This window comes from Chryseobacterium sp. GP-SGM7 (assembly GCF_049166575.1).
Lineage (GTDB): Bacteria > Bacteroidota > Bacteroidia > Flavobacteriales > Weeksellaceae > Chryseobacterium.
This window is the reverse complement of record NZ_JBMHFF010000001.1, coordinates 1,089,903-1,108,415: the sequence shown is the minus strand read 5'-3', so window position 1 is coordinate 1,108,415 and position 18,513 is coordinate 1,089,903. Positions and strand designations below refer to the sequence as shown.

18 protein-coding genes and 1 tRNA gene are annotated in these 18,513 nt (G+C 34.7%); 6 read left to right on the top strand and 13 right to left on the bottom strand.

What is annotated here, in order from left to right:
* The first annotated feature begins 38 nt into the window (after window positions 1-38).
* A complete protein-coding gene (locus tag ACOOWA_RS04900) occupies window positions 39-1,946 on the top strand; it encodes a reverse transcriptase domain-containing protein (protein ID WP_421373635.1) in 1,908 nt (635 codons plus the stop codon).
* 65 nt (window positions 1,947-2,011) lie between these two features.
* Window positions 2,012-2,665, top strand: a complete 654-nt coding sequence (locus ACOOWA_RS04895) for a hypothetical protein (RefSeq protein WP_421373634.1) — start codon at window positions 2,012-2,014, stop codon at window positions 2,663-2,665.
* 144 nt (window positions 2,666-2,809) lie between these two features.
* On the opposite strand, the gene ACOOWA_RS04890 is transcribed toward ACOOWA_RS04895, so the two are convergent.
* From ACOOWA_RS04890 to holA, 6 genes are all read right to left on the bottom strand, one after another.
* The gene (locus tag ACOOWA_RS04890; RefSeq protein ID WP_421373632.1) at window positions 2,810-4,030 is read right to left on the bottom strand and encodes a site-specific integrase; all 1,221 of its coding nucleotides are present in this window, start codon (window positions 4,028-4,030) and stop codon (window positions 2,810-2,812) included.
* Window positions 4,031-4,200: 170 nt separating this feature from the next.
* A complete protein-coding gene (locus ACOOWA_RS04885; protein ID WP_421373631.1) occupies window positions 4,201-5,145 on the bottom strand; it encodes an ISAon1 family transposase in 945 nt (314 codons plus the stop codon).
* Window positions 5,146-5,173: 28 nt separating this feature from the next.
* Complete coding sequence (locus tag ACOOWA_RS04880) at window positions 5,174-5,527, bottom strand: ISAon1 family transposase N-terminal region protein (protein ID WP_421373629.1); 354 nt, start codon at window positions 5,525-5,527, stop codon at window positions 5,174-5,176.
* A gap of 161 nt (window positions 5,528-5,688) precedes the next feature.
* Window positions 5,689-5,776 (bottom strand) — tRNA-Ser (locus ACOOWA_RS04875).
* 221 nt (window positions 5,777-5,997) lie between these two features.
* The gene (gene trxB / locus ACOOWA_RS04870) at window positions 5,998-6,936 is read right to left on the bottom strand and encodes a thioredoxin-disulfide reductase (RefSeq protein WP_421373628.1); all 939 of its coding nucleotides are present in this window, start codon (window positions 6,934-6,936) and stop codon (window positions 5,998-6,000) included.
* Window positions 6,937-7,248: 312 nt separating this feature from the next.
* Window positions 7,249-8,286 carry a DNA polymerase III subunit delta gene (gene holA / locus ACOOWA_RS04865; protein WP_421373626.1) on the bottom strand — a complete coding sequence of 346 codons (1,038 nt, stop codon included), beginning with the start codon at window positions 8,284-8,286 and terminating at the stop codon, window positions 7,249-7,251.
* A gap of 7 nt (window positions 8,287-8,293) precedes the next feature.
* On the opposite strand from holA, the gene ACOOWA_RS04860 reads away from it, so the two are divergent.
* The 3 genes from ACOOWA_RS04860 (at window position 8,294) to ACOOWA_RS04850 (ending at window position 9,977) form a co-directional block, all read left to right on the top strand.
* The gene (locus ACOOWA_RS04860) at window positions 8,294-8,725 is read left to right on the top strand and encodes a type I restriction enzyme HsdR N-terminal domain-containing protein (protein WP_421373625.1); all 432 of its coding nucleotides are present in this window, start codon (window positions 8,294-8,296) and stop codon (window positions 8,723-8,725) included.
* Between the two features lie 21 nt (window positions 8,726-8,746).
* Complete coding sequence (locus tag ACOOWA_RS04855; protein WP_421373624.1) at window positions 8,747-9,082, top strand: hypothetical protein; 336 nt, start codon at window positions 8,747-8,749, stop codon at window positions 9,080-9,082.
* A 151-nt stretch (window positions 9,083-9,233) separates the two neighbouring features.
* On the top strand, window positions 9,234-9,977 hold the full coding sequence (locus tag ACOOWA_RS04850) for a dienelactone hydrolase family protein (RefSeq protein ID WP_421373623.1): 744 nt from the start codon (window positions 9,234-9,236) through the stop codon (window positions 9,975-9,977).
* A 52-nt stretch (window positions 9,978-10,029) separates the two neighbouring features.
* Here the strand turns inward: ACOOWA_RS04850 and ACOOWA_RS04845 are convergent, their stop codons facing one another.
* The 7 genes from ACOOWA_RS04845 to ACOOWA_RS04815 form a co-directional block, all read right to left on the bottom strand.
* A complete protein-coding gene (locus ACOOWA_RS04845) occupies window positions 10,030-10,260 on the bottom strand; it encodes a hypothetical protein (protein ID WP_421373622.1) in 231 nt (76 codons plus the stop codon).
* Window positions 10,261-10,271: 11 nt separating this feature from the next.
* Entirely contained in the window at window positions 10,272-10,628 is a 357-nt protein-coding gene (locus ACOOWA_RS04840) for a cupin domain-containing protein (protein ID WP_421373620.1), read from the bottom strand.
* A gap of 173 nt (window positions 10,629-10,801) precedes the next feature.
* Window positions 10,802-11,344: a GNAT family N-acetyltransferase gene (locus ACOOWA_RS04835; RefSeq protein ID WP_421373619.1), complete on the bottom strand. Its 543-nt coding sequence runs from the start codon at window positions 11,342-11,344 to the stop codon at window positions 10,802-10,804.
* Window positions 11,345-11,363: 19 nt separating this feature from the next.
* On the bottom strand, window positions 11,364-11,969 hold the full coding sequence (locus ACOOWA_RS04830; protein WP_421373618.1) for a DUF2911 domain-containing protein: 606 nt from the start codon (window positions 11,967-11,969) through the stop codon (window positions 11,364-11,366).
* A 289-nt stretch (window positions 11,970-12,258) separates the two neighbouring features.
* Entirely contained in the window at window positions 12,259-15,441 is a 3,183-nt protein-coding gene (gene carB, locus ACOOWA_RS04825; protein ID WP_421373616.1) for a carbamoyl-phosphate synthase large subunit, read from the bottom strand.
* Window positions 15,442-15,603: 162 nt separating this feature from the next.
* A complete protein-coding gene (locus ACOOWA_RS04820) occupies window positions 15,604-16,677 on the bottom strand; it encodes a carbamoyl phosphate synthase small subunit (protein WP_421373615.1) in 1,074 nt (357 codons plus the stop codon).
* A gap of 142 nt (window positions 16,678-16,819) precedes the next feature.
* Window positions 16,820-17,710 carry an aspartate carbamoyltransferase catalytic subunit gene (locus ACOOWA_RS04815; protein WP_421373614.1) on the bottom strand — a complete coding sequence of 297 codons (891 nt, stop codon included), beginning with the start codon at window positions 17,708-17,710 and terminating at the stop codon, window positions 16,820-16,822.
* A 243-nt stretch (window positions 17,711-17,953) separates the two neighbouring features.
* Between ACOOWA_RS04815 and ACOOWA_RS04810 the strand changes: the two genes are divergently transcribed.
* Window positions 17,954-18,415, top strand: coding sequence for an Lrp/AsnC family transcriptional regulator (locus ACOOWA_RS04810; RefSeq protein ID WP_421373613.1), 462 nt, complete (start codon window positions 17,954-17,956; stop codon window positions 18,413-18,415).
* Window positions 18,416-18,513: the final 98 nt, after the last annotated feature.

Here is an 18,513-nt window from a genome sequence, read left to right as displayed (position 1 = left end):
CTATATCTGACATCCGTCGTAAATCTTAAACTGTGTCAATGGTAGAAAGTTACAATATTGGAAATTTTTTAAAGGTAGATCATATTGAAAGGGCTTTTAAATTAATAAATCTGCAAATAGAAGATGATAAATTTTCTTTTAAAACCTTGGAATTTGAGATTTACAGGAAAGATGAGGTTACAAAAAATTTTGATTGTCAGAAATTCTATGATGATCTTATAGAAAAAGATCAACTTTATAACAATAATAACATCTTTTATAATATAGATTATCTGATACCAAAGGGTGTTTATGGTGCAAGGAAATTTAATTTTCTTTCATTTGAGATGCTCATTCTTTACTATGGCTTAGGATTTTACATATTTGATCTAGTAAAAGATTCATATGAAGTCATCGAAACGAAAAAAGAAAACCGAGCTAATATTTCTACTTACTATGGAGGAAAGATAAATTTTAAAGATCCAGAAAAATCGATGCTCTATTATCAAGCCGACTACATCGACTTCAATAATAAAGTTAATAAACAAATTGAAAACATCCTTAGCAAAAAAAAGAAAGCAGTAATAATCAAATTAGATATTCAAGATTATTTCAAATCCATTGATCTTGAGATTTTAATTGATATAATCCAAGAGTTTGCAGTTCCTTCAAATTCAAAAAAACAGAACTTTGATAGCTCAACGATAGAAGAAATTAAGAATCTGCTTTTATTCATAAACAGATCTCTTAAAGGTATTCCTTTGTTTTCCCAAAATATTCTTTCTAATTTTTTAAGCTATTTATATCTATTTGAACTTGATAATTTTGTACAGAATTTAAGCGTATCCAAAGAAGATGATTTTATATACTGCCGATATGTAGATGATTTTTATCTCATTTACAAAAGAAATAAAGGACTTAAAAACGATACTATTGGAGACGAAATCTTTGATATCACAACAAGTATCTCTGAATTTCTTTATGATAATTTAGGATTAAAAATAAATGAACTTAAAACTCAAGCAGTAATAATTAGTGACACAGCTGACTTTGAAAAATTCATCAAAAAAGAAAAAGTCATTAGTATTCCTGATACCCTTAAAGAAGATAAAAAACCTTTAGAAAAGCTTGAAGAAATTAAGATTATAGTAGAAAAACTGAAAAAAGATTATAGATCAACTGGTAAAGTATCGATCACTATACAAGACAGTAATAAACTAAAAGAAATTTTTTCCACTTCTATGAAACAATACCTAAATTCAGCGAATGCTAAGATTTTGGTCGACAAAATGTTTTTAAATTGGTATCCTGTTCTAACACTTTCAAGTACCCAATCTTTGATATATTTATTGAAGCATTCTAATCAAAATAAACTGCTAAAGGACTTTTTGATTGACAAAATGGATTTTAAACTTAGCAATCCACAATATTTATTTTTATTAGAAAAATATTTGCTGTCGAATAAACCTGACACAGCATTTACACAAGAGATTATTGATATCAAAGAGAGTAATTATTACCTAACGCTTATTAAAAGAATGCTAGATAGTACTACGATTGTTTACGACTATGAAGATATATCTATTAACGGTAATGTTCTTACTAGTAAAAACACATTGATGCAACAGATTAAAATGCTGACTTTAGCTGAAATTGAAGGTAAATATAATCTCGCTTTTAATCATCTTTTAAATATCTATCACTATTACTGCTATACCAACGATCCGAATGCTGGGGAATTGAAAAATTATAATAAAATCAATGTTACTGATTTCCTTGATGGGTTAGGTCTATCTATTAAACAACTTAATTTTTCAATGCAGTTTTTTGACCGCCGAAATAAGAATAATATCTCTCATGCAGGAGAGGAACTGATGGAAAGCTGGGTTGTTAATAGAGATGAATACAATAAATATAAGATTAAGTTGAATAAACTTTTAATTAAAATTCAAGAATTCTTAAAATAGAATTTGCGACAAAAATTTCGGCTACTAATAATATGAATCCAACAATTAAAAATTTCTTAGAAGCATTGAATAAGATTGATGAAAGAGACTATAATACTCAACGAGTAAAATTAGTTGACGAAAATATCAATATTTATGAAGATACATTTTCTACTTATGAAAATAATTTTGTCACAAAATTGAATGAAAAATACGCTGTTTTATTGGAGTTAGGAAAAATTGATGAACCAAGAGAATTGATTCACCAATTTCAAATACCAAAAAAATATGCGTATTCTTCAATGGGTGAAGACTCAATACGAAATAGCTTTGAAAAAATCTCTAATATACCTGATGACAAAGTTGATGAATTTAAAGAATTTTATTTAATTCCTGATTTTATCATTCATCAAGATCAAAAGGATAAATCGGCAGCTAATCAAAGATTAATTGCGGAGGTGAAGACTGAAAACAATCTTTCATATAAAAAGTTTGCATATGATTTTTTAAAATTAATCATATATCTGAATAAGTTTAATTTTCAAAATGCAATTTTTTTATCGGTAAACATGGAAGCAAATATTATTGAGGAGTATTTACAGAGGTATTTTTCGGAAAGAATGTATCTTCCTGAAAATTATAATAAGCTACACATTATTCTCAAAGAAAATTATGAAAAAGAGCCTAATGTATTTAGCCTTCAAGAATTCTTTGATAAAAATATCAGAAATACTTTTTAAACACAAGAGAATTGGATTTAAATATACTAATATAATCTTTAAGGACTTTTCTATAATAAGTAGAAAGTTATTTTTGCAAACTTAACCACATCATTGTTTAATTCAGGAGACAAAAAATATTAACATCTACTAATAATCTTTATTTTAAACATCTTTTTTCATTTTACTTCTTAGAATAGCCATATCATCACTCACTTTCTTATCCAAAATCTTCGCATAGTGCTGAGTAGTCTTAATATTCGTATGCCCCAGCATTTTACTTACACTTTCAATAGGAACACCATTGGATAAAGTAACGGTAGTAGCAAACGTGTGCCTTGCAATATGGAACGTCAAATCCTTGTTTATTCCACAGACACTCGCAATTTCTTTAAGATACGAATTCATTTTCTGATTGCTGAGAACAGGAAACAGCACATCTGAATTGACACATTGCGGATGGTTCTCGTATTTTAAAACCAGTTCCTGAGCCACAGGCAATAATGGAACTCTGGTTGAGGTATCGGTCTTTTGACGATGGGTAAAAATCCATTGATCACCATCAATCCCAACGTTGATGTTAGACTTAGACAATTGCTTGACATCCACGTAAGCCAATCCGGTATAGCAGCTAAAAAGGAAGATATCCCGAACTTGGTTCAATCGGTCTGATGCAAATTCCTTTTCGTAAATCATCTGAATTTCGTCTTTGGTAAGATATGGACGTTCGACAGCCTTTATTTTTGCTTTATAGCCGAGAAAAGGATCTTTGGTGATCCAACCGTGTGCCATACACAAACGAATGATCTTTTTGAAATTTTTGAGGTATTTAACGGCTGTATTGTTTGCGCATTTACGCACACTGCGCAACCAGAAATCATAATCACTGATAAAACCGTGATCGATTTGCGTGATATCAATATCAGAAACTTTGTATTTCCAATTAATGAATTCCTGCGTATGCTTTAAAGAAGTTTTATAACGCTCTAATGTTCCTGGGGCAAAATCCTGACCGACCAAAGCTTCCACTTTGTCATTATGCTCTTGGAATATCGGAATAAGCATTCTTTGCTCAATGTCAGTTCCAAGCAGTTTAGATTTTAAACCCTCTGCCGTTACAAAGTTTTCTTCTTTTAGCATCAGGTAGTGGAAATCGTAAACTTTCTGTTCCAAAGTTTTAAGATAGAGATTAAGCGTTTTGGCTTCTTGCGAATTACCCAATGCCTTGTGTGCTTTAACATCCCATTTCTTCGGATCGATATACCTTTTAGCGGCAATGTCTGCTGCCTTGCCGTCTATCGTGATTCGTAAGTAGATGGGAGCGGTTCCGTTTGTTCTGATCTTATTCTTTTTGATAAAGAATAACAGGTTGAATGTTTTGTTCATTGTGTGATAACTTTAATTAATTAATAATTTACTTTTTGTTACCACTTTTTGCAAGATGTACAATCCTTAGACTGCCTATTGGTCGAGCTTTCCTTGATTTTTCGTGACCCATTTTTGTGATTTTTTGAATGGGACACGAAATAGGACGGATCAGTAACAAAATCTGGGGACTAAGCAAAAAGTTTATATAATCTGAATAGGAAAAACGATTTATCCCTTACGCCTCGCAGCTGTAATCTGAAGTTTTTAATTTTTGCATTGAAAGATTCTGCTGAAGCATTTGTACTGCGTGCATTAAAGTAATTTAGAATACCATTATAGTTTAGCATTATTGTTTTCATTAAGGTGTTGAAAGATTTAAATCCGGATTCCTCAGCGTTCTTGAACCAGTGCGCCAGCTTGAGCATCGCCACCGATTTCGTGATATTTTGATTGTAAATTTTGCGAAGTCCATCAGACAGACTGTATGCTTTTTCCAAATCGGGATACTGATAAAATAAAATTTCCGCTCTGTGAGTTTGTTCCAGAGTCCATTTCTCTTTGCTTTTGTATAAGAGGTATCTGCTTCTTGCCAAAAGCTGTTTTCTGGTATCGCCATTGCTGAAAATTTCAATTTCTGTTTTTACTTCTTTTTCTTTAGATCTTTCCAAAAGCTCATTTTCCAGCTCAATAGCTTCCCAGCGGTGTTTTATTCTTATCTCCTGCAGCGCTTCGGTGGCAAGCTTCTGAACGTGGAAACGGTCTATAACCTGCGTTGCAGCCGGAAAACATCTTTTAGCAATCAGCTTCATTGAACCTGCCATATCAAGAGTGATTTCTTTAACTTTCATTCGTGTTTTTCTACTTAATTTTAAAAGATGTTCAATGACGGTTTCACTTTTTGTTCCCCTGATAACAGCAACAAGACATCCTTTTCTGCCTTTTGCCTTTTTTGAGGTTAAAACGGTGTAGAGTTCACCCTCGGAAAGTGCTACTTCGTCAATGGAGAGCTGTGATGAGATATTTTCAGGATAAAGAATCTGTTCTTCAGCATGCGGTTTTTGTTCCCAATCGTTAAAATTGCTGAGGCTTTGTTTATACTGCCTTTGGAATTTCTTACCATCCACGCCATACATCTCGCCAATTGTTTTGCAGGGAAGTGCTTTAGTATCGGCTGATTTTTTTTAAGAACTCGGCAAAATCCTGTGTCATGCGCGTTCCATTGGCAATAAGATTCCAGTCTCTCTGAATAATCTTTCCGGTTTTTGTTTCCGTCCATCTTCTGCGTTTAATATGGAGTTTTACGGTTTTTCCGCGGAGAGGAAAATCATCTGCCGTAATTTCAGGAACAAATCCTTTTGACTGCAAAATGAGTGTGGAAAACTCTTTGGGAGCTGTATTTTTCTCTTCAAAATAAATATGGAGAATTTTATTTTCCTCTTCAAATTTCACAATCTCAAAATGTTCAATCAAGAGTTCCGGTAAAAATAATTTAAAAAGTTCGGCATCGTTTAACATCCTGCAAAGTTATTATTTTATTTTGCTCCCCAAGTTTTGAGATTGATCCAATAGGACATATAAATCGTGACCTAATTTGATTTTTTTTGATACTGCGCTAAAACAAAAAACGCTGTAAACATTGATGTTTACAGCGTTTTAGCTTATTTTGGTTTCCCAACTGGCGGAGAGAGAGGGATTCGAACCCCCGGACCTGTTACAGTCAATAGTTTTCAAGACTATCGCAATCGACCACTCTGCCATCTCTCCAAAAACTTCGATTGTATCGTTGTTTTCAGTGGTGCAAATATATAATGTTTTTAAATTCCAGCAAAATTTTTGCTAAAGTAATTTCAAGAAATTTAATAATCAACTATAAATCAGCAGAATTATTTTTTTAGAATGTCATATTGAAAATTGAAAACAATCGATATGAAATAAAAAAGCACCTCAATCGAGATGCTTTAGTATGTAAAATTTTGAATTTATTACTATAATTCTGCCAAATATTTTTCAGCGTCCATTGCTGCCATACAACCGCTTCCTGCTGCTGTAATTGCTTGTCGGTAGATATGATCCTGAACATCTCCCGCTGCAAAAACTCCCGGAAGATTTGTTCTTGTAGAGCCTTTTTCAGTAACAATATATCCATTTTCATCTAAGTCTATCTGATCTGCAAAAATATCTGTATTTGGCTTGTGCCCAATCGCAATAAAAATCCCGTGAACGTCTACAGTAGATTTTTCCTGAGTCTGATTGTTGATTACCACTGCTCTCTCTACCAAATTATTTTCACCTTCAATTCCTATTAATTCATGGTGAAATTTCACTTCAATATTTGGCGTATTTTCCACTCTGTGAATCATTGCTTTTGATGCTCTGAATTCATCTTTTCTCACTAACATCGTTACTTTATTCACCAATTTAGCAAGATAAGTAGCTTCTTCAGCTGCTGTATCTCCTGCTCCAACAACAACTACATCTTTTCCTCTGTAGAAAAAACCGTCACATGTTGCACAAGCAGAAACTCCTCCTCCGTTGTATTTTTTCTCGTCATCAAGACCAAGATATTTTGCAGTAGCTCCCGTAGAAATAATCACAGATTTTGAAAAAATCTCTTTGTTTCCGGCATATAATTTATGAATACCACCAACTTCTTTTGAAAATTCTGCCTTAGTAATTAATTCGTAATGAACTTTTGTGTCGAATCTTTCAGCCTGCTTCTGCAAATCCATCATCATTTCAGGACCTGTAATTCCTGCAGGATAACCTGGGAAATTATCAACTTCTGTAGTCGTAGTTAATTGTCCACCTGGTTCCAAACCTGTGTATAATTCGGGTTTAAGGTCTGCTCTTGCTGCATAAATTGCTGCTGTAAAACCAGAAGGTCCAGAACCTACGATTACACAATCTAAAATATTTTGTTCCATAATTTCTTAATCAATTTTAAGGGTGCTAATTTCGGAATTTTTAATGTGTTATTAAAAGAAAATTAATGATACTTGTCAATATTTAACATGTTAAAAGTCGATGACTAAAATTTGTAATCGCTTACCACATTGCGACCCGACCTGAATGGAGCTCTTTTTGTAAATCAGGGAAATGCAAAGGCACAAAAAAGCGGGAATGGAGGGCGGGAATTGTCGCCATAAAAAATATTAAAATAACTTCCGACGTAATCAGATTGTCGACCACAAATAAAATTCACTTACAAAGGAAAATTGACCTTTCACAATTCACCATTACACTTTCATTTTGATCTTATCAACATTGATGATTTTGTACACCAATTCTTTAATCAGTTCGGCATCATTCATACTAACGGCACCCAAACCTTTTCCTTTCATATCAAATTCCCTTAAAATAGAAATAACACGGGTTGAATGTTTCAAAGGATACAATCTCGCAGCTTCCGCATAATCTTTGATAAAATAAGGATTCACCCCCATCTGAGAAGCAATTGCTTGCGGCGGTTGACCAATCATCGTATTGTAAATAATCACATTCGAAAAATAGCTGTACAAGCTCGCCATCATCATCACAAACGGATTGTTTTTCGGGTTTTTACCCATAAAATGAGCAATTTTGAAAGCTGCATTTACATTTTTTGTTCCTAAAGCTTTCTGAAGCTCAAAAACATTGTATTCCTTGCTGATTCCGATGTGGTTTTCAACGACTGTTCCGTCTAAAATCTGTCCGTCTTTAAGGATTATTTTCAGTTTTCCGAGTTCGTTGGCAATTCTCGAAAGGTCGTTTCCAAGATATTCTGCGAGAAGGTGAGAAATATTCGGTGCGGTTTTTATACCTAATCTGATGCATTCATCGGCAATCCATTTCGGGAGATTATTTTCTCTGATGGATTCGCTTAGGAAGAGAAAATTGGCTTTGTCTAAAGATTTTGTAACTTTTTTACGACTGTCTAATTTCTTGTGTTTGTGGGCAAAAACCAAAACGGTTGACGGAACAGGATTTTCGACATACGCTTCCAAAGCTTTGCTTTCATCTTCATTCAGCTTTAAATCTTGTGCTTCTTTTACGATAATAACCTGTTTGTCGCCCATCATCGGAAACTGTCGCGCCAAAGAAAGAATTTCCTGGTAGGTTGTATCTTTTCCGTAGATTACTGTTTGGTTAAAAGCTTTTTCGTCTTCTTCGAGAAAGTCGTGCTCAAGAGCTTTTACAGCAACATCTATAAAGTAAGGTTCTTCTCCGTGGAAAAAATAAATCGGTAAAACTTCTTTATTTTTAATATTTTTGAGGATTAAATCTAATTCTTTCATCGTATAAATGGAACTTCCAAAACTGAACTTTCAGGAAACTTTTGATTTTAAATTCAAGAAAGACAAAGATAAGTTTTTTATTTATGACTTGGTTCGCAAAACTTACCTTTTGCTCACACCTGAAGAATGGGTAAGACAGCATTGGGTACATTATTATCTCACCGTAAAGTCCTACTCTGCTTCAGCTTTAATTACTGAAAAAAAAATTGTTTTAAATGGTTTAACCAAAAGAATAGACCTTTTAATTACGGAAAAAGCGCAACCAAAAATCCTGATTGAATGTAAAGCTCCACAAATTAAATTAACAGAAAAAACTTTCGAGCAAACAGCAAGATATAATTCTATTATCGGCGCTTCTGAAATTATTTTAACGAATGGTTTGCAGCATATCAATGCGTTTTATGAGAATGGTGAGTATCAGTTTTATAAACCAAATTAATTGTTAATATATTTGTAAATTATGAATCATAAAGTATTGCAGAAATATGGCTTAACAATGGCAAAATCGCCGAAAAAATTTCATGGAATCATTTATGGAAATCCAATTGCTAATTACATTTATAATTATAGACATCCTGACGATGTGGCAGATTATATAGCAGATCTGGATTTAGCTATTTCAGGTAATTTCTCTAAAATTGAAGATCCTGATCATGGAGGTGGGATGGGAAACTATTGGTTTGCCCAAATAACGCCTACTCATTTTGAATTGTGGCAGGAAGGGCATGAAAAAATAATAATTCCTTTAGAAGATTGGAAAGAAATATTGCTGGCTTGGAAAGAATGTCTGGAGTAGAAATTTTTGCGATATTTCATTAATTCGACATATTTTTTTTACTTTATTAATTCTGTGAATCTTTTAAAGAACAGTAAAAACTTTAAACAAATTCTTAATCTCAATATTTGTGCATAATATTTGCGTACTTTGATTTTAAATTAATTAAAATATGCTTAAATCAATCTTAATTACCACTACTCTGCTTACATCGACAGCAATTTTCAGTCAGACTCTTAAAAAAGTTTCTTATCAGGATGGTACACAAAAACTAAATGGATTAGTAACTTCAAACGCTGGTAAAAAGCTTCCCGGAGTTCTTATTCTTCCTGCCTGGAAAGGAATCGACAACGAAGCAAAAACTGCGGCTGCAGATCTGGAAAAGCAAGGCTATGTTGCATTTATTGCAGATATTTATGGCGAAGGGAATATTCCGACAGACAATGCTTCTGCGGCAAAAACTGCCGGATTTTATAAAAAAGATTACGCTGCTTACCAGAGAAGAATTTCACTGGCTTTAGAACAACTAAAGAAAAACGGAGCTATTTCAGATAAAATTGCTGTAATCGGATATTGTTTTGGCGGAACCGGTGCATTGGAATCAGCAAGAGGCAAATTGCCTGTTTTGGGTGTTGTATCTATTCACGGAAGTATAGGAAAAGATCAATCAAGACCGAATGATGCTATTTCAACTAAAATCTTAGTAGAAAATCCTGCCGAAGACAAAAGTGTAACATCCGAAGATTACAATAATCTGGTGAAAGAAATGAATGACGGTAAAGCAGACTGGCAAATTATTACATACGCCAACTCAAAACATACTTTTACAGACCCGAAATCTCCCGATTACAATGAAGTAATGGCAAAAAGAGCCTGGAATCACACGCTCTTATTTTTGAAAGAAATTCTGAAATAATAATTAAATTTTAGAAACGAAAAAGCAACCTCATTTATTTGAGGCTGCTTTTTTATATATCACTGGTTTCATTACAATTAGAACACCAGCAATACTCTCTTTCTTTATCTTTTAATCTAATTTTCGTAGTTTCTCCACAGTTTTCGCAGGTAGAATTGCCGCTCTCAACTTCTTTTGCTTCAAAATCGCAATCAAAACAGCTCCACGTTGTTACAGGAAATTTCCCGCCAATAAACCATGTGAAAGACTTCTCTTTACATTTCGGACATATTTGTAATCCCATAATTTTTTTTCTTATTCTCTATTTACCAATTCCATCGAAAAAGCAGGAAGGCAAATCGCAATATATTCGCAAGGTTCTGAAAACGGATTGCTGTAACGAATTCTTGCCCCTTTCTCAATTAAGATGCTTTGTCCTTTTTCTAAAACAACATCTTCGCCATCAATTTCAAATTGTTTTTTTCCGGAAATAACAATGGTAAATTCATCAAATTCCGGAGTCTGATGTGGCTCGCTCCATTTCGGTGGCGCAATCATATGAGCAATGGATATATTTGAATTTTGAGTTGAATTACCCCAGTGTTCTTCAATTAATTTTCCATCGGTAGTAGGAACGATAAAAGGTGATTTTTGAATTTTATATTTTTTCATACATTATTTTTGAACACAAAGTTCGCAAAGATTTTTGACTCCTAAATATTTTTTAAGTTTCGCAAAGCCGTTTCACTTGTACAAGCACACAATCTAATTTATTTTCTCACAGATTTAGCAGATTACACTGATAATTTCAATATTTAAAATCTGCTAAATCTGCGAAAAAAATTTTAATTTAAATCAAATTTTAAATTATCTTCATTTTTAATTTCGTACACAAAATTAGTTCTTGTCGGTTCGCCAAAATAAGCAACTTCTTCTTCCATAATTTTTTTTCCACCCAATCTTTCTATTGCGATCTGTGAACGGAAATTTTCTTTTCCTATGTGAAAATGAACCGTATCTACAAATTGAAATACATAATCGAGCATCAACTTTTTAATTTGCGGATTAATTCCTTTTCCCCATGATTTTGTACCGTAAAAAGTATAACCGATGAAAATACTGTTTTCTTTTTCGTTAAAATCATAAAAACGGGTGCTTCCTAAAACCTCTCCGCTAGATTTTTCAATAATCTTGAAAGCTCCGTTGCTTTCTATTGCTCCATTGAAAAAATTTTCAAAAATGTCTCTTTCATAGCGATTTTTATTAGGATGCTGTTCCCAGACTTCCGGATCTGAAGCTACTTTATACAAAGCCTCAAAATCCCCTTGAACCAAGGGGATTAATTGATATTTATCGTTTTCTAATTTAGGCTGAATCGAAAAATTCATTGATTATAAATTTTAAAACTTAGCTTTTGGCTTTTGCAGCGTCAGATTCTATTTTTTTTATTTCCTTTAATTTTTCTGCAATTTTTGTTACAGCTTCTGGTTTTGCAGGTTTTAAAGCAATTTCCGCTTGAGCCATATCCCATTTGATTACTAAATTTCCAGAATTTTCGTCTGTTGGGTTTAATGTAATTTCAAACCACTCTTGTTTGTCTGCCAATTTATTTACGGGAACCATTACCTCTACAACATCTTGTTTCGGATCATAAGTATAAGCGCCCCACTGTTGAAAATCTTTATTTAAAATTACCTTCCATTCTTTTTCAGTCGGCACAATAAATAAGCCATAAGTTCCTGCCGGAACTGCTTTCCCTCCAAAATTCACGGACTGACCAAAGGTAATTTTTGTTGAAGAATTTGCTCCCGCTCTCCAGACTTGTCCGTAAGGAACCAATTCTCCGAAGATTTTTCTCCCTTTCACTCCTGGTCTTCCGTAATCTACAGTAATTTTAGACATTGAAAACTGTTGTTCAACTTTCTGACGCGGGCTCGCTGCCGGTACAGAATAATCTTGTGCAAAACTTAAAGCCGAAGCTGATATACAAACTGCAAATAATATTTTTTTCACTTATTTTAAATTTTGCCTAAAATTACAAAATCGAGTTCAGAAATCACTTTTTGTGTTAGATAAAATTTGTTAAATAAATTATCGTATTTAATAAATGAATGTCCCGTAAATAGTAATAACTAAATTTTAAGAAAATTCAGTTAAGATCTTTTCAGAATGTTTAGATTCTGACGGACAGAGAAAATGATTGCCGATTTTAACGTTACCATTAAAAACGAGCGACATTCATAAAAAAAAGAGGCTGCCTCAAAAATGGAACAGCCTCTTAAAAAATATCTTAATCCGAGAACTACATGGTTTCCATCTTAAAGCTCATACTTTCAATTACTTTCAAGATTGCTTCAACTGTATCCATGGATGTTAAACAAGGAACACCGTTTTCTACACTCATTCTTCTGATTTGGAAACCGTCTCTTTCAGCCTTTTTTCCTTTGGTAGTAGTGTTTACTACGTATTGAACTTTTCCTTTCTGAATCAGGTCGATAAGGTTCACACTTTCCTCCCCGATTTTGTATCCTATTTTACAAGGAATACCTTTTTCTTCCAGGAATTTTGCAGTTCCTTCTGTAGCCCAGATTCTGAAACCAACTTCATGGAATCTCGCCGCTAAATCTGCTGCTTCCTGCTTGTGTTTATCTGCAACTGTAAATAAGATTGAACCGTGCATCGGAACTTTCATTCCAGCTGCAACCAAACCTTTATACAAAGCTTTTTCCAGAGTTGTATCTTTCCCCATCACTTCACCTGTAGACTTCATTTCCGGACCTAAAGTGATGTCAACTTTCGTTAATTTTGAGAAAGAGAATACAGGAACTTTTACGAAAACTCCTTCTTTTACCGGAACCAATCCGTTTTTATACCCTAAATCTGTAAGTTTTTGACCTAAAATAGCTTTCGTGGCCAAGTTCGCCATTGGAACATCCGTGATTTTAGATAAGAAAGGAACCGTTCTGGATGATCTTGGATTTACTTCGATGACATACACATTTCCTTCAAAAAGTACGTACTGAATGTTCATCAAACCAATCACATTCAATCCTTTAGCTAATCTCTGCGTGTAATCTACCAAAGTTTCGATTTCTGCCTGAGTTACATTTTGTGTAGGATAAACCGCAATCGAGTCTCCGGAGTGAACTCCCGCTCTTTCGATATGCTCCATAATCCCCGGAATAATCACTGTTTCGCCGTCACAAATAGCATCAACTTCTACTTCTTTTCCGGTAATATAACGGTCAACCAAAACCGGCTGATCCGGACTTGCCTCTACCGCAAACTCCATGTAATGAGCTAATTCTGCTTCGGTGTAAACAATTTCCATAGCTCTACCTCCTAAAACGTAGCTTGGACGAACCAACACCGGATAACCGATTTCGTTGGCAATTTTTATCGCTTCTTCTTTTGAAGTTGAAGTTTTTCCTAAAGGCTGAGGAATTCCCATTTCCTGAAGAGCTTTTTCGAACTTATCTCTGTTTTCAGCTCTGTCTAAATCTTCTAAAGTTGTACCTAAAATCTGTACGCCGTGAGCTGCCAGTTTATCTGCCAAATTGATCGCTGTCTGTCCGCCAAACTGTACCACAACGCCTTTTGGTTTTTCAAGTTCGATAATATTCATTACATCTTCTTCCGTTAAAGGTTCAAAGTATAATTTGTCTGAAATTGAAAAGTCTGTAGAAACTGTTTCAGGATTATTGTTGATAATAATCGCTTCGTAACCCATTTCTTTGATCGCCCAAACCGAATGAACCGTTGCGTAATCAAACTCAACACCCTGCCCGATTCTGATGGGCCCTGAACCCAAAACGATGATTTTTTCTTTATCTGAAGCGAAAGATTCATTTTCTTCTTCGTAAGTTCCGTAGAAATAAGGTGTTTCAGATTCGAATTCTGCGGCGCAGGTGTCTACCATTTTGTAAACCGGCATCACTCCGTTTTCTTTTCTGAAATTGAAAACTTCTCGCTCCGTTACATTCCAAAGAACTGCAATATTGATGTCTGCAAAACCTAATTTTTTAGCTTCTAATACAATGTCTTTGCTAAATTTGTTTTCAGCAATAACTTTTTCGAAATCAATTAATTTCTTGATTTTCCAGATGAAGAATTTATCAATTTTACTCCATTCCACGATTTGTTCCCAATCGTATCCTCTTCTTAAAGCATCACCGATGATGAACAATCTTTCATCATCACAAACTCTGATTCTTCTTTCGATTTCTTCTGCCGTTAAAGCTGCAGCCTGTTTGGTTTTTAAACCGATATGTTTAATTCCTGTTTCTAAAGAACGGATCGCTTTCTGTAAAGATTCTTCGAAATTTCTTCCGATTGCCATTACTTCGCCCGTTGCTTTCATTTGCGTTGATAATCTTCTGTCTGCCGTTTCAAATTTGTCGAAAGGGAATCTTGGGAATTTAGTTACCACATAATCCAAGGCTGGCTCGAAACAAGCGTAAGATGTTCCTGTAACCGGATTCATGATTTCATCAAGCGTTAATCCTACCGCAATTTTTGCTGCAATTTTAGCAATCGGATAACCTGTTGCTTTCGATGCTAAAGCTGATGAACGGGAAACTCTGGGATTTACTTCGATGATATAATATTCGAATGAATGTGGATCTAAGGCCAACTGTACGTTACATCCGCCTTCGATTCCTAATGCTCTGATGATTTTCAGTGAAGCGTTTCTCAATAACTGATACTCTCTGTCAGAAAGCGTCTGAGAAGGCGCCACAACGATTGAATCTCCTGTGTGAACTCCAACCGGATCGATATTTTCCATGTTACAAACCACAATCGCGTTATCGTTTGCATCACGCATTACTTCATATTCGATTTCTTTGAAACCTGCGATTGATCTTTCAATGAGACACTGAGTTACAGGGCTGTGTTTTAATCCTAATTCAGCGATTTCTTTCAATTCAGCTTCTGTAGCAGCGATTCCACCACCAGTTCCACCCATTGTGAAAGCAGGACGAACAATTACAGGATAACCAATTTCGTTTGCGAAATTTAATGCTCCTTCAACTGTGTTTACAATGTCAGATTCCGGAACCGGCTCGTTCAATTCTCTCATCAGTTCACGGAACAAATCTCTGTCTTCCGCTCTGTTGATCGCTGAAAGCTTCGTTCCCAAAACTTCAACTTTACATTCTTCAAGAATTCCTGATTTTTCCAATTCTACCGCCATATTCAGTCCGGTTTGTCCGCCAAGTGTTGGTAAGAGCGCATCCGGACGCTCTTTTCTGATGATATGACTTACAAACTGAAGTGAAATTGGCTCGATATATACTTTATCTGCGATTTCAACATCTGTCATAATCGTTGCAGGGTTTGAATTGATCAAAATTACCTTATAGCCTTCTTCTCTCAAAGATAAGCAAGCCTGCGTTCCTGCGTAATCAAATTCCGCCGCCTGACCGATGATAATTGGACCTGAACCGATTACTAAAATTGTTTTTATATCTGTACGTTTTGCCATTTTTTTATTTAGATTAAAGAATTACTAGCAAGGAGCCATAATTCTAAACTTTAATTTTTTACTTTTTATCTGAATTATCTTTCATATTTGTCATTCCGTAGAAATCTAAGCAATATTTCAAACTGTTTTGTTGAGATCCTTTCAGGATGACAAAGTGTGCGATTACTTTTTGAAATCTTCCATTAATGTAATGAAATCATCAAACAAATAATTCGCATCTTCAGGACCCGGGCTAGCTTCCGGGTGGTACTGAACTGAGAAACAAGGGTGAATTTTGTGTTTCAGACCTTCATTTGTTCTGTCGTTCAGCGCGATATGAGTTTCCAGTAAATCTGTTGCTTTAAGGCTCTCCTGATCTACTGCGTAACCATGGTTTTGAGAAGTGATGGCCACTTTGTTTTTTTCTAAATCTAAAACCGGGTGATTTCCTCCTCTGTGACCGAATTTCAACTTGAAAGTTTTCGCGCCACAAGCTAAACCGATTAACTGGTGACCTAAACAAATTCCGAAAATGGGAACTTTTCCTAATAACCCACGGATCATTTCCAGAGCCTGTTGATTGTCTTCAGGATCTCCGGGACCGTTTGACAACATAATTCCGTCCGGATCCATCAACAGAATTTCTTCTGCCGTAGTATCGTGAGAAACAACAGTAATGTCGCAATTTCTTTGAGATAATTCCCTGATAATCCCTAATTTAGAACCAAAATCTACAAGTACCACTTTAAGTCCTCTTCCTGGATTTGCATACGAAGTTTTTGTAGAAACCTGTTCCACCTGATTGGTTGGAAAAGTGGTGCCTTTTAATTCTGCAACAACGTCATTTTCATCAGCCTCGGCGTTTACGATTTTCCCTTTCACCACTCCGGAATTACGAAGAATTCTTGTCAGTCTTCTTGTATCGATTCCAGAAATTCCTGAAAGTTTTTTCTTTTTAAATAATTCATCTAAAGTAATCTGAGTACGGAAATTCGATGGCAAATCACAAATTTCTTTCACAATAAGACCTTTGATCGCCGGCTCTATACTCTCATAATCATCCCTATTAATCCCATAGTTTCCGATAAGCGGATAGGTCATGCAAACAATCTGACCGCAATATGACGGATCAGAAATCAGTTCTTGATACCCCGTCATTCCGGTATTGAAAACCACTTCTCCGGCAGTTTCCAACTCTGTTCCGAAACCTTCTCCATGAAACACTTCACCGGACTCCAGTATTAACTTTTTCTTCATTTTCTTTATCTCTTTATTCTTTATTTACTCTCTATTTAATTCTTTAACCACCCCGTCAAAAATTCTTTGAATTTTTGCCATCCCTCCAAAGGAGGGTAATTGCGAGTGTTTTACTTTTAACTTGGCTCTTTTTCCTTGGCTCTTATTTAAAAGTATAACCTTTATTCTCCAAAGCCTTCTTTAAAATCGCCATTCTCGCGAAGACACCGTTCTGCATCTGCTTGAAAACTCTTGAGCGTTCGCATTCTACCAAGTCGGTATCTATTTCTACTCCTCTGTTGATTGGAGCAGGATGCATGATGATCGCTTCTTTTTTCATGGCTTTTTCTCTTTCTTTCGTTAAACCATATTTTCTGTGGTATTCTGAAGCGGAGAAACTCATTTTTGAATCATGTCTTTCATGTTGGATTCTTAACAACATCAGAACATCAACTTCTTTAATCAATTCATCTACCGAAAGATAAGTTCCATTAATTAAAGCTCCTTCGTCAAACCATTGTTCAGGTCCTGAGAAGTAAACTTTTGCGCCCAATTTCCTTAACGCTTCTGCATTTGAATTGGCAACCCTGCTGTGTTTTACATCTCCGACAATTCCTACTTTTAATCCTTCAAATTTTCCGAATTCCTGATAGATGGTAAGTAAATCAAGCATACATTGAGATGGGTGGTTTCCCGTTCCGTCGCCTCCGTTGATGATGGGAAGGTTAATATTTTTTAAATCATCAAAATATCGGTCTTTTTTATCTCTGATTACGACAAGGTTTACTCCAAGACTTTCAATGGTCTTTACTGTATCATACAAACTTTCGCCTTTATTTACCGAACTGTTGGCTGCATCGAAAGGAACCACTTGCAAACCCAATTTTCTTTCGGCAATATCGAAGCTGGTTTTGGTTCTTGTGCTGTCTTCAAAAAAAAGGTTTGAGCAAAAAACTTCACCTTCAATTTTGGCAGTTTTTCCGTTGGCAAAAGCCAATGCTTCGGTTAGTATGATGTTGATTCTCTCGGTACTTAGTTCTGTAATCGTAAACATAAAATCTTAATTTTTGAACATAAAAAAAGCGAAGAAACATCTTCGCTTAAAATAAATAAATATCGTAAAGGGCGTCTACGCCCGGTAATTCTAATGATATAAATACTGTGTTATTCATTAGGTGCAAAGGTATAACTTTTCGGCGAACTGGCAAAACCAAATTTTCATTTTTTAAAAAATCTGTTTCACTTTTTATTCTAACATTTAAATACTATTTTTGTTTCGAACTCAACTTTATATTTTATGGACTTAAAAGACAAAATGATTCTCAGTATTATTCAGGAAGATTCTACTCATTCTGTAAAAGAAATTTCAGAAAAAATTGGTCTTACCTTTACTCCGACGTATGAACGCATCAAACAGTTGGAGAAACAGGGAATTATTGAAAAATATGTAGGTCTTCTCAATCGTGAAAAATTAGGTTTAAATATTGTCGTTTACTGCAACGTCCGTCTGAAAGAGCAATCTAAAAAAGTATTAGAGACTTTCGAGAAAAACATTATGCAGCACGATGAAGTTCAGGAAATCATCAGTCTGTCCGGTGAATACGATTATATGCTGAAAATTATCGCTAAAGATATTAATTCTTATAATGAGTTTACCGTGAATGTGATTTCAAATATTCCGAGTATCGGGCAATATCACAGTTCTATTGTGTTGCATGAAGTGAAGAAGTCGACTAAGTTTAAGATTGATTTGGCATAAAATTTTAAGTTTAAACCATTAAGGATATTTTAGAAGTTAAGTTTTAATTAAATAAATCTTGGGAATCTGCACCTTAATTTCCTTCACTTCTTAATTTA

What these genes read in the sequence shown, in the direction of transcription:
- ACOOWA_RS04860 (WP_421373625.1), top strand. Translation starts at nt 8,294, where the DNA reads ATGGAACTTCCAAAACTGAACTTTCAGGAAACTTTTGATTTTAAATTC.
- ACOOWA_RS04810 (WP_421373613.1), top strand. Translation starts at nt 17,954, where the DNA reads ATGGACTTAAAAGACAAAATGATTCTCAGTATTATTCAGGAAGATTCT.
- carB (WP_421373616.1), bottom strand. Translation starts at nt 15,441, where the DNA reads ATGGCAAAACGTACAGATATAAAAACAATTTTAGTAATCGGTTCAGGT.
- trxB (WP_421373628.1), bottom strand. Translation starts at nt 6,936, where the DNA reads ATGGAACAAAATATTTTAGATTGTGTAATCGTAGGTTCTGGACCTTCT.
- ACOOWA_RS04885 (WP_421373631.1), bottom strand. Translation starts at nt 5,145, where the DNA reads ATGTATGGCGTGGATGGTAAGAAATTCCAAAGGCAGTATAAACAAAGC.
- ACOOWA_RS04855 (WP_421373624.1), top strand. Translation starts at nt 8,747, where the DNA reads ATGAATCATAAAGTATTGCAGAAATATGGCTTAACAATGGCAAAATCG.
- ACOOWA_RS04815 (WP_421373614.1), bottom strand. Translation starts at nt 17,710, where the DNA reads ATGTTTACGATTACAGAACTAAGTACCGAGAGAATCAACATCATACTA.
- ACOOWA_RS04850 (WP_421373623.1), top strand. Translation starts at nt 9,234, where the DNA reads ATGCTTAAATCAATCTTAATTACCACTACTCTGCTTACATCGACAGCA.
- ACOOWA_RS04840 (WP_421373620.1), bottom strand. Translation starts at nt 10,628, where the DNA reads ATGAAAAAATATAAAATTCAAAAATCACCTTTTATCGTTCCTACTACC.
- ACOOWA_RS04900 (WP_421373635.1), top strand. Translation starts at nt 39, where the DNA reads ATGGTAGAAAGTTACAATATTGGAAATTTTTTAAAGGTAGATCATATT.
- ACOOWA_RS04845 (WP_421373622.1), bottom strand. Translation starts at nt 10,260, where the DNA reads ATGGGATTACAAATATGTCCGAAATGTAAAGAGAAGTCTTTCACATGG.
- ACOOWA_RS04835 (WP_421373619.1), bottom strand. Translation starts at nt 11,344, where the DNA reads ATGAATTTTTCGATTCAGCCTAAATTAGAAAACGATAAATATCAATTA.
- ACOOWA_RS04880 (WP_421373629.1), bottom strand. Translation starts at nt 5,527, where the DNA reads ATGTTAAACGATGCCGAACTTTTTAAATTATTTTTACCGGAACTCTTG.
- ACOOWA_RS04820 (WP_421373615.1), bottom strand. Translation starts at nt 16,677, where the DNA reads ATGAAGAAAAAGTTAATACTGGAGTCCGGTGAAGTGTTTCATGGAGAA.
- holA (WP_421373626.1), bottom strand. Translation starts at nt 8,286, where the DNA reads ATGAAAGAATTAGATTTAATCCTCAAAAATATTAAAAATAAAGAAGTT.
- ACOOWA_RS04890 (WP_421373632.1), bottom strand. Translation starts at nt 4,030, where the DNA reads ATGAACAAAACATTCAACCTGTTATTCTTTATCAAAAAGAATAAGATC.